Annotated in this window: 7 protein-coding genes and 2 tRNA genes; 2 read left to right on the top strand and 7 right to left on the bottom strand. The window is 33.4% G+C overall.

Annotated features, from left to right (window positions below; genetic code table 11):
* Window positions 1-108: 108 nt before the first annotated feature.
* The 5 genes from QZZ53_RS14845 to porU all read right to left on the bottom strand — a co-directional run bounded on the left by QZZ53_RS14845 (window position 109) and on the right by porU (window position 8,602).
* Window positions 109-1,722: a pyruvate dehydrogenase complex dihydrolipoamide acetyltransferase gene (locus tag QZZ53_RS14845; protein ID WP_296386109.1), complete on the bottom strand. Its 1,614-nt coding sequence runs from the start codon at window positions 1,720-1,722 to the stop codon at window positions 109-111.
* Window positions 1,723-1,725: 3 nt separating this feature from the next.
* Window positions 1,726-2,727: a pyruvate dehydrogenase (acetyl-transferring) E1 component subunit alpha gene (gene pdhA, locus QZZ53_RS14840; protein ID WP_296386107.1), complete on the bottom strand. Its 1,002-nt coding sequence runs from the start codon at window positions 2,725-2,727 to the stop codon at window positions 1,726-1,728.
* A gap of 176 nt (window positions 2,728-2,903) precedes the next feature.
* Window positions 2,904-3,386, bottom strand: coding sequence for a cytidine deaminase (gene cdd / locus QZZ53_RS14835; protein WP_296386105.1), 483 nt, complete (start codon window positions 3,384-3,386; stop codon window positions 2,904-2,906).
* Between the two features lie 79 nt (window positions 3,387-3,465).
* Complete coding sequence (gene porV, locus QZZ53_RS14830) at window positions 3,466-4,683, bottom strand: type IX secretion system outer membrane channel protein PorV (protein ID WP_296386103.1); 1,218 nt, start codon at window positions 4,681-4,683, stop codon at window positions 3,466-3,468.
* A gap of 64 nt (window positions 4,684-4,747) precedes the next feature.
* The gene (gene porU / locus QZZ53_RS14825) at window positions 4,748-8,602 is read right to left on the bottom strand and encodes a type IX secretion system sortase PorU (protein ID WP_296386102.1); all 3,855 of its coding nucleotides are present in this window, start codon (window positions 8,600-8,602) and stop codon (window positions 4,748-4,750) included.
* Window positions 8,603-8,925: 323 nt separating this feature from the next.
* Here porU and gldJ point away from each other — a divergent pair, with 323 nt between their 5' ends.
* Entirely contained in the window at window positions 8,926-10,608 is a 1,683-nt protein-coding gene (gene gldJ, locus QZZ53_RS14820) for a gliding motility lipoprotein GldJ (RefSeq protein WP_296386100.1), read from the top strand.
* 156 nt (window positions 10,609-10,764) lie between these two features.
* Window positions 10,765-12,045, top strand: a complete 1,281-nt coding sequence (gene murF, locus QZZ53_RS14815; RefSeq protein ID WP_296386098.1) for a UDP-N-acetylmuramoyl-tripeptide--D-alanyl-D-alanine ligase — start codon at window positions 10,765-10,767, stop codon at window positions 12,043-12,045.
* A 104-nt stretch (window positions 12,046-12,149) separates the two neighbouring features.
* Here the strand turns inward: murF and QZZ53_RS14810 are convergent.
* Window positions 12,150-12,227 (bottom strand) — tRNA-Val (locus QZZ53_RS14810).
* A gap of 44 nt (window positions 12,228-12,271) precedes the next feature.
* Window positions 12,272-12,346 (bottom strand) — tRNA-Val (locus tag QZZ53_RS14805).
* Between the last annotated feature and the right edge of the window lie 11 nt (window positions 12,347-12,357).

Below are 12,357 nucleotides of genomic sequence, written 5' to 3'. Positions count from 1 at the left end.
CTATATAAGTGTCTTTTAATTAAAAAATCCTGTTTCATTAGTTTGAAACAGGATTTTAAATATGATAAACTTAAACTCTGAATCAAGTTCAGAATGATGAATCTTATATTACACCAACATCGTCACAGGGTTCTCAATATATCCTTTCAATGTTTGAAGAAATTGAGCTCCAGTTACTCCATCAACAGTTCTATGATCGCAGGCTAAAGTCAGTTTCATTGTATTACCAGGAACCACTACTCCATTTTTTACTACTGGTTTCTCAACAATATTACCAACAGATAAAATTGCTGAGTTTGGCTGATTGATAATAGACGTAAAACTTTCTATACCAAACATTCCTAAATTAGAAATGGTAAATGTACTTCCTTCCATTTCGTCTAATGCAAGTTTCTTATTTCTAGCTTTTCCTGCATATTCTCTAACAGCTGCGCCTATTTGTGTTAAGCTTTGCTCGTTAGCAAACCTTACAACTGGTACTAACAATCCATCTGGTACAGCAACTGCAACACCAATATGTACATGATTATTTAATTGCATTCTATCATCAAACCATTGCGAATTGACTTGTGGATGCTGACGTAATGCTAAAGCACACGCTTTAACAATCATATCGTTATATGAAATCTTTGTGTCTGGTATTGAATTGTATTGTACTCTAAATGCTATAGCATTTTCCATATCAAACTCCACATTTAAATAGTAATGTGGTGCGCTGAATTTAGACTTAGCTAAATTCTTAGCAATCGCTTTACGCATATTAGAATTAGGCACCTCATCAAAGTCTTCTTGACCAGAAGGCACAAATTTAGCCACTAGAGCTGATGATTGAGCAACCGCTGATGGTGTAAAGTTTTCTATATCTTTCTTTACAATTCTTCCATTTTCACCAGAACCTTTTACCTGAGATAAATTAATTCCTTTTTCTTTAGCCATTTTCTTAGCTAAAGGAGACACAAATATTCTTCCGTTTGAATTTGAAGACGGTATTGAAGTTGAACTTGCAACTTCTTGCTTAGCTTCAGTTTTAAGTGTTTCTTTTTTTGGAGCTGGTTTAGTTTCTTTAGCTTCCCCTCCACCAACACTAAAGTTCTTAGCTACCGCAGTAACATCTGTACCAGCTGGACCAATTATAGCTAATAGTGAATCTACTTTTGCAGTTTCTCCTTCACCTAAGCCGATGTGTAATAAAGTACCTGATTGAAATGATTCGAATTCCATCGTCGCTTTATCCGTTTCAATCTCAGCTAAAATATCTCCTTCTTCAACTTCTTCACCAACTTTCTTTAACCATGTTGCTACAGTTCCTTCTTCCATTGTATCACTTAAGCGTGGCATCGTAACTACGATAACACCATCTGGAACATCTACACTTGCATCAAAATCAACATCAGAAATATCCGACTCTGTGTCTTCACCTTCAAGGATTGCATCAGATTCTTCAACTTCGGCACTGACATTCAATAATTCAGAAATATCTTCTCCTTCTTCTCCAATAATAGCTAAAAGCGTATCTACTTTTGCAGTTTCACCTTCAGGAATACCAATATGCAGCAAAGTTCCTTCATTAAAAGATTCAAACTCCATCGTCGCTTTATCCGTTTCAATCTCAGCCAAAATATCCCCTTCCTCTACCTTGTCCCCTACTTTTTTCAACCAAGAAGCTACAGTTCCTTCTTCCATCGTATCGCTTAAACGCGGCATGTTAATTACTTCTGCCATAGCTTACTTAATTTTATGATCTATAAATGGATAATCTTCTTGTTCATAAACCGCATCATACATGAGGCTTTTTTCTGGGTATGGAGATTCATCAGCAAATTTTTCACATTCAAGAACTCGTGCTTTAACACGCTTATCAATGTCTTTTAAATCTGCTTCTGTGGCATATTTGTTTTCAAGAATTATGTCTTTTACTTGCGTAATAGGATCTATTTTCTTGTATTCTTCTACTTCATCTTTCGTTCTATAATGCTGCGCATCAGACATTGAATGCCCTCTATAACGATACGTTTTCACTTCTAAAAATGATGGACCTCCACCTTTTCTTGCGCGCTGAATAGCTTCATCAAAAGCTTCAGCTACTTTAATAGGGTTCATTCCATCCACTGGACCAGATGGCATATCATAGCCCAAACCTAGTTTCCAAATATCGGTATGGTTTGCCGTACGATCTACTGAAGTTCCCATAGCATAACCGTTATTTTCACAAACAAAAACTACTGGTAAGTTCCAAAGCATCGCCATATTAAATGTCTCATGCAAAGACCCTTGTCGTGCAGCTCCATCACCAAAACAACATATAGTTACACCATCTACACCATGGTACTTATCGCCAAAAGCAATACCAGCTCCTAAAGGAATCTGACCACCAACAATTCCGTGACCACCATAAAATCGAAATTCTTTTGAAAATATATGCATAGAACCACCAAGTCCATGAGATGTCCCTGTTGCTTTTCCATATAATTCTGCCATCACACGTTTTGGATCCACTCCCATTCCTATAGGCTGAACGTGATTACGATAAGCAGTAATCATTTTATCCTTAGTTAAGTCCATGGCATGTAAAGCACCAGCCAAAACAGCTTCTTGCCCATTATATAAGTGAAGGAAACCTCTAACTTTCTGTTGAATGTAAACTGCAGCAAGTTTGTCTTCAAACTTTCTCCAGAAATACATATCCTCGTACCACTTTAAGTAAACTTCTTTAGTTATTTTTTGCATTTAATTAATCAGTTATTTTAAAAACAATAATTTAATTACGCTTAAAAGCTAATTATCTAAAATCCCAATCTAAAATTGGAACAAAGCGAATAACAAAAATAACACTTTAGAAAATACTGAAGAAACAGTATTTGGCAAAAAAACAAGGTATTAATAAATAAACTGCAACGAAAACGTTATAAAACTGAATTTTCGAAAAGCAAGGGTAATAAATTAGCTAAAGAATTTGATTTTACAACCTTGCCTTTTGCTCCCATAAAATAAATTTCAATTGGTTGCTCTTGCTTTATTTCATATTCAGCTATTGATTGCCTGCAAGCACCACATGGTGGAATTGGTTTATCAGTAACTTGGTTTTGAGAAGATGCTGTTATTGCAAGCATTAAAATTTTAGTGCCTGGATATTTTGCACCAGCATAATAAATTGCTGTACGTTCTGCACACAAACCTGACGGAAAACAAGCATTCTCTTGGTTACTACCAATAACAACTTCATCATTCTCTAACAAAATTGCTGCTCCTACATTAAACTTAGAATATGGAGCATAGGCATTATTCCTAGCTTCTATTGCCGAATTCATAAGATTCTTAACGGCCTTCGGAAGTTCACTAATATCATCATAGACTTCTAAAGTGGCTTCAATTTTAACTTCCCTCATATTACAGTATATTCTTTTAGACAAAAAAACTATTGCTTTTTATAAAACAATAGTTTTTAAAATCTAATTATTTTTTATTCTAGTATTCATCATACTCACCATCACCAAAATTAAATGTTAGTGAAAAACGCAAGGTGTTTTCTAAAGGACTCTGCACCTTAGATGCTGAAAATAAATATGACAAATCAATATTAATAGTTGTGTATTTGAAGCCTGCACCTAAAGCAAAAAACTTACGTGCTCCTTTATCTTCGGCTTCATTAAAGTAACCTGCTCTAAAGGCAAAGTTTTCTTGATATGTATATTCTGCGCCTAATGACCAAGTAAACTCTCTTAGCTCCTCACTAAAACCTCCAGGTGCATCTCCGAAAGATTGAAAAACACCACTTAAGAAACTCACATCATTATCTTGACCTGCAGTAATAATTGTTGGTTCATTAGGGTCTTGCGTACCGTTTGGCTCAGTATCTCCATCTTGTATAGTATCCACAAATCCTAATAGTGGTGGTGTAGGAACCAAATATTTAGAAACTTCTGCTGTAATTCCTAATTTACTATATTCATCAAAAATAAAATCAAAACCTGCTCCTAATCTTAAATTCGTTGGTTGAAATACTTCTCTACCACCATCATCATATTTAAATCTTGGTCCTAAATTTTGAATAGCAAAACCTGCTCTCCAACGTCCATTGAAATCATTATAAGCTTCTTCTTCACTTTGATAATATCCTGTAATATCAGCACCAAATGTGCTTCCAGGACTTGCATTTGGATCTATAGTATCAATTCTTAAAGCAGATCTCATATAGCGCATTGCGACAGCCAGAGAAAATTGTTCTCCCAATCTTAAAGTATAGGCGGCATCCACTGCAAATTCATTTGGCTTAACTGCTACACCAGGATCATTAGCATCTTGTGTTAATACGATCTCACCAAGTGAAAAATATTTAAACCCTACAGAAAATGCACTATACTCATTTATTCTATTAAAATATGTGACATAACTCAATGAGATATCATTAACCAATCTCGTTAAGTAAGGCGTATAACTCAAACTTATACCAGATTTCGTCTCCGAAAAGGCATATTTAGCAGGATTATACTGTTGCGAAAATCCATCTACTGAGGTAGCAACTCCCATATCACCAAGAGAAGCTGATCTTGCATCTGGCGCAATAAGCATAAAAGGTAATCCTGTTGTTATTACTGATGATTGATCTGGAAATGTAATTGTTTCTTGACCAAATGTTAGGTTTAATGTTGCAAAAGCGATAAGGGTTATTGCGTATTTCTTCATGTTCATTTTTGAGTTATTAACGCTAACGTATTAGCACTAATTCGTTAACAAATATAATTTTTTATTATAGTATAACAAGTTTTTGAATCTTTTCAACTTGTTTATTTAAACGATTAGATCTTACTTTTAGTTTATAAACATAGACTCCTTTTCCTATTTTATCTCCAAAATCGTCTCTTCCATCCCACAAAATATCTTTAGATAAGGAGCTTACAGCTTTACTTCCTCCTGTGGTTTGACCATTTAAAGTTCTAACTAATTTTCCTGAAACTGAAAATATTTGCACAGAAATATCTAAAGGTTCTACACTATTATGATTAAACCAAAATTCGGTATAACTCACAAAAGGGTTTGGGTAATTTAAAACGTTATCAATAACTAATTCTTCATCCTTATCAAAAACTGTAAACTGAATCTCTGCCGTTGATGAATTATTATAAACATCCCAAGCCTTTAAAGTTAATGTATGCAATCCTGGTTCTAAATCTCTAAATGGATAGGATACCGTTCCGTTTGTATAATCATCAACATTAGCTTGGTAATAATCATTTAAGATAATTGGATTGGTCTCATCACCATCAATAATTGCAGTTATGTCATGACCTATTCCACTTGATGTATTTATACCATTTTCATCTTGAAGCTTTGCCAGTAAATTAGGCGACTCATTTGTTATCCCTCCAGAAACAAAGTTCTCGTCATTCATAAATAAATTGATAACTGGCCCGATATTATCTTCTGGTGCATTTTCATTAATACCTCCTATTTTAATATCGAAATTCGCTCCTGCTTGATCTGAAAGCGGATTGCTTGTTTGCGCATAAAAACTGACTTTACCATTATCTACAGGAATACCTATATCTCTAGGCACAATAAAATCGAACTCAAACTGACCGTTTTCTACACTCGCCTGACCCTTAAAAACAACTTCCCCTAAAGTTGTGTATTCTAATATTATTTGACCATTATTATCTGTAACACCATCATTAGCCAATGTTTGACGTAAAATGGGTTTATCAAAAACAGTAGCAGTTAATGTCCCATTGTAATTTGAAAGTAAATTACCGTTTGTATCTACAACTTCTCCTGCCATTTTTGTATAACCTAGAGCTTTAAGTGTATCAATTGGTTGTGTAATATCTACATCATTAACTCTCGTCAATTTTATATCTGGTTGTGCAAAAGCTAGCTTCATTGCTGGATCGCCAATTAAGAATACCAATCGTTTTTGGGTTATACCTGCAATGCTGTTATCCGTTTTTGTAAGTCGCAAGGCCTCTCCTATTGTAGGATAATCATTAGAGCCAAAGGCAAATAAATAATCATCTAATACTTCATTATATGAGATACCAACAGTTACAAATATTTGCCTTGTTGTAGTAATTAAACTAATTGCTCCTCCGTTTTTATTCCAAAAGGTAAACTCACCTGCTGTATCTCTATTTGGATCATCGAACTTGGTGTATTCGCAAGTCACTGTTACAAACATGTTAAATTTACACACGTTATTTATCTCTTGAGCATCGAACTTATCAAAAATTCGTTCTTTAGCCAATCCATCTTCTCCTCCATGTCCAAAATAATTAACAACTAAAGCTCCAACCTCAATGGCATCTTTAATAGCTTTATTAACCTTAGGGTATCGATTACCAGCAGCAGAAGATTCTTGCTGAAAAGCATCAGTATGAATCTTCACAACATTCATAAATGGTTTTTCATTCTCTATATCTGTTGCTATACCATCTGTTGTTTCCTGCAACACTCTTTCCCATTGTATATCTACATCATCAGAAATTAACACAACATTATTTCTCCAACTTCCATAAGCTTCTGGTTGATAATACGCATTAATTTTATCTACCATTTCCTTAGCACGTTGCACATCTTCTACTAAAATTCTTCCTACTGCAACATCCATCCTATCTCCATTATTCATAGCTCCTTCATTTTCATCTAACATGGCGTAAAAATCATCAGAAACAAATGAATTGGTAAGACTAAAACTATTTGTAGAATACCAAGATGGTACTATATTAGTGTTATTTCTCACTCGGTCTTTATAATCATATGAACCATCACCAAAGAGGCACAAATACTTTAATCTTTTGCTAAGTGTACTTGCATTATCATATACGTACTTAATAAAATTTCTTAGTGCAGCAATATCTTGGCTACCAGTACTAAATTCATTATAAATAGTTTCTAAATCAACTACTTTTACATTTAAGTCATATTGATTTCTGTTAATTTGAGCCAACCGTTCTGCTTGAGATAAAAGCTGAGTCGGTGATAAAATGATATAATCTATATCTTCAAATTCTCCTTGTGCATTATTAAAAATAGTCCCTTTTAAATTTTGATTAGCTACAGTTGATCTAACATCTTTTATAGGTTGGAAAAAATCTGAATTAGAAAAGGCTAAATAGACTCTTTCCTCACCTGACTGCGCTTTAAAAGATATATTGCTTTGATTGTCTGAATTTAAAATATTAGTAACATTAAAACGATCAGTAATATCCCAAACCTCCCTCACTGCTGTTGTATTAGACAAGATATATTCAGCAATACCAGGTGTAGTATTTACATTTCTATTTTTAAATACCAATTGGTCTCCTTCGTAACTTAAACCTCTAGTTGCTTCAATATTAATATAATCTAAATAACCGTCCGCAGAAGGATTACCATTATTATTATACTCTAAACCTACTGTAATGACATCTGAGGAAATATTAAGTAACTCATTAAACACGGCACCACTTCCTAAAACTGAACCAGCACTTATTGGGCTTAATGTGAGGTTAGAAATAAGGTTACTATTTATTGTGATTCCCATAGTTGTTGCCACTTCAGCAACAGCACCAACACCTATTTTAAAACTAACAGGCTCATCAACAATTAAGTTAGGAAACTGAAACTCGTAATCGCGTTGATTTTCAATATCAAATTCATCACCAAACCATTGACGACCTAATTTTGCTAAATTATGTTCGTCAACTTCATAAAATTGATAATCTTGAAACGTATCGATTTGAATGTTCGCTTCTGCATCTATTGTAGGCATTGCTTGAATCCGTTTTCCGTTTCCAGAACCTATATTAACGTAGTAATAGGTCTTATCTGTATATAAGTTTAAATTAGTCTCGCTCTCTTCACTATAGGTTGTAGGTCCTTCTCCATAAAACAATATATAGTCACTATTTTCAAAACTACCATCTTCTTCGCCAACAAATTTTACGGCATTCTCAACAACATCAAAAGGATAGTTTTCAGAATTTAATAATGGTAACATCCTGCCTCCATTGCCATAAATTTTAATGGTTCTAGGATCAACAGCATTAGTATTAATACCTAAACTATTTAAGAAGCTTTTTGTAAGTTGAAAAACACCTGATTTATCAATATAAAAACGATACCATTGCCCAGTACTCAAAACTGAATTTATAATATCATTTTCATCTCTAGCACTATTGGTAGTTCGATTTGCCAATGTATTATATTGAATAGTGAAGGCTGTTATCTTTTTATATGTACCTCTATCCTTAATAATAGGGCTTAGCTCTATATAATGCCCTCTTTTTCCTCTGGCATTAGTATTAAAAAAGCTATACTTAAGACGTTCTGGAATAAGTTGTAGGTTTAAATTCTTTAGTTCGGCTAATGTAATTGCTTCATAAGCTACATTGGTCAATGTAATTGAATTTTCATTAATTGGACTTCCCTCACTATCCCATTGTGCAAAATAGAGTAAACCATTAGCATCATCATAATTAAAATGTTTTGCATCAAAAGCAGGAACTTGTATTTTCCCATACTCGGTTTCAAGTGTTTTAACACCGTCCCATTGTATACTAAATTGCTTTTGCTGCCCAAAACTGAGTATAGCAAAAAAAAGAAAAAAGAATGTATAGCAATTTTTCATTTATTCATTTTGGTTTAGAGTCATAAATAATTTTATATGGATACCACTAACCTTAGAATCCGATAAAATTACAGTAAAATAACGCCAACAAAAGCGTGTTATTATGACCTTTCAATTTTTATTTCAAAAATACAACAATAATTTATTTCCATATTCGTTATTAAAGAGCAAAATACACCGATAAACTGATTAAAAATCCGTTGTCATGTTCAAAAAAAAGGATGAAATGCATTCTTTTTTGAATTTTGATACGAAAAAAAGTTGTCAGCTTACCTTTAATTGTTATATTGCGAGTCTAAAATTTAACGAGCTTATTTAAACGTATGGATATGAAAAATGTCTCAAACCTAAAATTCTTAATAGCATTAACGCTTTGCGCTTCAATTGTTAGCTGTAAACGTTCTTCAAATTCTGGCAATGTAGATAGTGCTACAGGTTGGAAAATCAATGATAAAAAAGGTGGTTTTCAGTACAATACACAATTTAAAGAACAAGAAACTCCTCCTGGAACTGCATTTGTAGAAGGTGGAACGTTCACAATGGGTAAAGTACAAGATGATCCAATGCACGATTGGAATAATACGCCAAATCAGCAACACATTCAATCATTTTACATGGATGAGAATGAGGTAACCAATTTAAATTACCTTATCTATTTAGATTATGTAAAGAATGTATATCCACCAGATGATCCAAATTATGCTTTAATATATAATGGAGCACTTCCAGATACATTAGTATGGAGAAATCGTTTAGGTTATAATGAAATGATGACTGAAAATTATTTACGTCATCCAGGATATGCAAACTACCCAGTTGTTGGTGTAAGTTGGATACAAGCAGTTGAATATGCTAAATGGAGAACAGACCGAGTTGCAGAAATGGCTTTACAAGAAGCTGGTTATATAAAAAGAGATGCACAATACACAGATGTAAGTGCAGAAAGCACGTTTAGTAGCGATACATACCTTAACTCACCAACTAGCACTTATGGCGGAAATACAGAAGTATTAGAAGGAGGGAAACGTAGACAACAAACTGATGCAGAAGGTAATCCTATCAATGTATATGCAAATAGAGAATCAGGATTAATTCCTGTAAAATATAGACTACCAACAGAAGCTGAGTGGGAATATGCTGCTTTAGGAATGAGTGAATTACGTAGCTATAATGTTTATAGAGGTCGTAAAAAATATCCTTGGGATGGTCAGTACACAAGATCTGGAAAGCGTGTTAATCGTGGTGATCAGATGGCAAACTTTAAGCAAGGAAAAGGTGACTACGGCGGAATTGCTGGTTGGTCTGATGATGGTGCTGATATTACTGCTGAAGTAAAATCTTATCAACCTAACGATTACGGTTTATACGATATGGCAGGTAATGTTGCTGAATGGGTTGCTGATGTTTACAGACCTATAGTTGATGATGAGTTTAATGATTTTAACTACTATAGAGGTAATGTCTATACTAAAAATGCATTAAATGAAGATGGTACAGTCAAAGTTATTACTATTGATGAAATTGTATATGACACATTAAGTAACGGTAAAATAATCGCAAGAAATTTACCTGGTGAAATTGCTAAAATCCCAGTTGATGACAAGGATACTTATTTAAGAACTCAGTTCGATCAAAGTGATAATAGAAACTATAGAGATGGAGACAAACGTTCTTCTCGTTACTATAGAGAAAGTTTTGATGAAGGTACTTCTGATAAATCTAAAGAAACTGGCAAAATGTATAACTCACCACAACACAGGGTAGAAACAGATTCTACAGGTGGATTAATGGTAAGAGAATATGATAAATCTAATAATAGAACATCTTTAATTAATGATGAAGTAAGAGTTTTCAAAGGTGGTTCTTGGAGAGATAGAGCGTATTGGATTGATCCAGCACAACGTCGCTACTTCCCACAAGATATGGCAACTGATTATATCGGATTTAGATGTGCGGTTTCTAGAGTAGGTTCTAAATCTCAAAAAGGAGGAAAAAAACGTAATTAAAAAACGTTAAATAATATTTAGAAAAGTCCTGATAAATTTATCAGGACTTTTTTATTTTTAAGGCTATGAAACGAGCATGTTAAAAACATTATCGTGAAAGAAAAAATATAAATAGCGAACTACATGTGACAGCTAGAAAACAATAAATGTAAACACATGAAAATTGAATCATTATATAAAAAATTCAAGGATAGCAGTTCAGTATCTACTGATACTAGGAAACTTCCAAAGGATTGTATGTACTTTGCACTAAAAGGCGGTAATTTTGATGGTAATAAATTTGTACCTCAAGCCTTTGATAGTGGAGCAAAATATTGTGTTGTAGATGATTCAACTGCTGTAATTAATTCTAATTGCATTTTTGTAGATGATGTTTTAACCACATTACAACATTTAGCAACTTACCATAGAAACAACATAGGCATCCCAATTATATCTTTAACAGGAAGTAATGGAAAAACAACCACAAAGGAACTTATTTATTCTGTTTTGTCGTCTCAATATAAAGTCAAAGCAACAATAGGCAACCTAAACAATCACATTGGTGTTCCTTTAACACTACTCAGATTTACGGAAGATTTAGACTTCGGAATTGTAGAAATGGGAGCTAATCACCTAAAAGAAATTGAGTTTCTTAGCAATATCGCTCAACCAGATTATGGGTTAATTACCAACTTTGGAAAAGCCCATTTAGAAGGTTTTGGTGGATTTGAAGGTGTTATAAAAGGGAAGTCAGAATTATACGATTACTTAAAAACAAATGATAAAACAGTATTTATAAATACAGATGACAAAAAGCAAATTGAACAAATTAGTAGTTATAAAAACACCATTACCTTTGGTAAAAATGATAAAAGCGACTGTACTTTAAAATTTATTAATGCAAATCCTCTTGTTTCTTTAAGTTATGATGAAACTGAAATAAATAGTCAACTTATAGGCGATTACAATTATGGAAATATCGCTGTAGCTGTGGCTATAGGGAAGCATTTTGAAATTTCTACTAATAACATTAAAAAAACAATTGAGAGTTATCAACCAGACAATAATCGATCTGAGATTATTGAAAAAGGTACAATAAAGATTATTCTAGATGCTTACAATGCCAATCCTACAAGTATGTTAGCTGCACTTAAAAACTTAAAGCAACTAGATGTTACTAACAAATATCTTTTTCTAGGTGACATGTTTGAATTAGGAAATAAAGCTGAAAAAGAACATCAAATTATTGTAGATTTTGTTGAAAGTAACTTCGACGATAATATCTTTTTAATTGGTGAAAATTTTAATAAAACCAAGACAAAAAAAACAACTCAAATGTTTTCAAATTTTGAAGATTTAAAACCTGAGTTAAAAACACTGCAGCTAAAAGACGCTACACTTTTAATTAAAGGTTCTCGAGGTATGGCTCTGGAGCGGATTTTAGAATTTTTGTAGTTAACAGTATGTTTTTGATTAACTTCGATAATCTGAATAGAATCTATTCCTTCAAATAAAACATATTCATTTAGCAGCAACTATATTTAAGATTCTACTCAATGTGGGTCACACTGGATTCGAACCAATGACTTATACATTGTCAAGGTAACACTCTAAAACCAATTGAGTTAATATGACCCTCAACATTATAAACCAAAAAAGTCCACATCTCTGTGAACTTTTGTGGGCGACAAGGGATTCGAACCCCTGACCCCTTGGGTGTAAACCAAGTGCTCTGAACCAACTGAGCTAGTCGCCCTATTTATAAGG

The sequence above is a fragment of the Winogradskyella sp. genome (assembly GCF_016744625.1).
GTDB lineage: Bacteria > Bacteroidota > Bacteroidia > Flavobacteriales > Flavobacteriaceae > Winogradskyella.
The sequence above is the reverse complement of the archived record's forward strand: the minus strand, read 5'-3'. Positions and strand labels throughout refer to the sequence as shown.

What these genes read in the sequence shown, in the direction of transcription:
- QZZ53_RS14845 (WP_296386109.1), bottom strand. Translation starts at nt 1,722, where the DNA reads ATGGCAGAAGTAATTAACATGCCGCGTTTAAGCGATACGATGGAAGAA.
- pdhA (WP_296386107.1), bottom strand. Translation starts at nt 2,727, where the DNA reads ATGCAAAAAATAACTAAAGAAGTTTACTTAAAGTGGTACGAGGATATG.
- cdd (WP_296386105.1), bottom strand. Translation starts at nt 3,386, where the DNA reads ATGAGGGAAGTTAAAATTGAAGCCACTTTAGAAGTCTATGATGATATT.
- porV (WP_296386103.1), bottom strand. Translation starts at nt 4,683, where the DNA reads ATGAAGAAATACGCAATAACCCTTATCGCTTTTGCAACATTAAACCTA.
- porU (WP_296386102.1), bottom strand. Translation starts at nt 8,602, where the DNA reads ATGAAAAATTGCTATACATTCTTTTTTCTTTTTTTTGCTATACTCAGT.
- gldJ (WP_296386100.1), top strand. Translation starts at nt 8,926, where the DNA reads ATGGATATGAAAAATGTCTCAAACCTAAAATTCTTAATAGCATTAACG.
- murF (WP_296386098.1), top strand. Translation starts at nt 10,765, where the DNA reads ATGAAAATTGAATCATTATATAAAAAATTCAAGGATAGCAGTTCAGTA.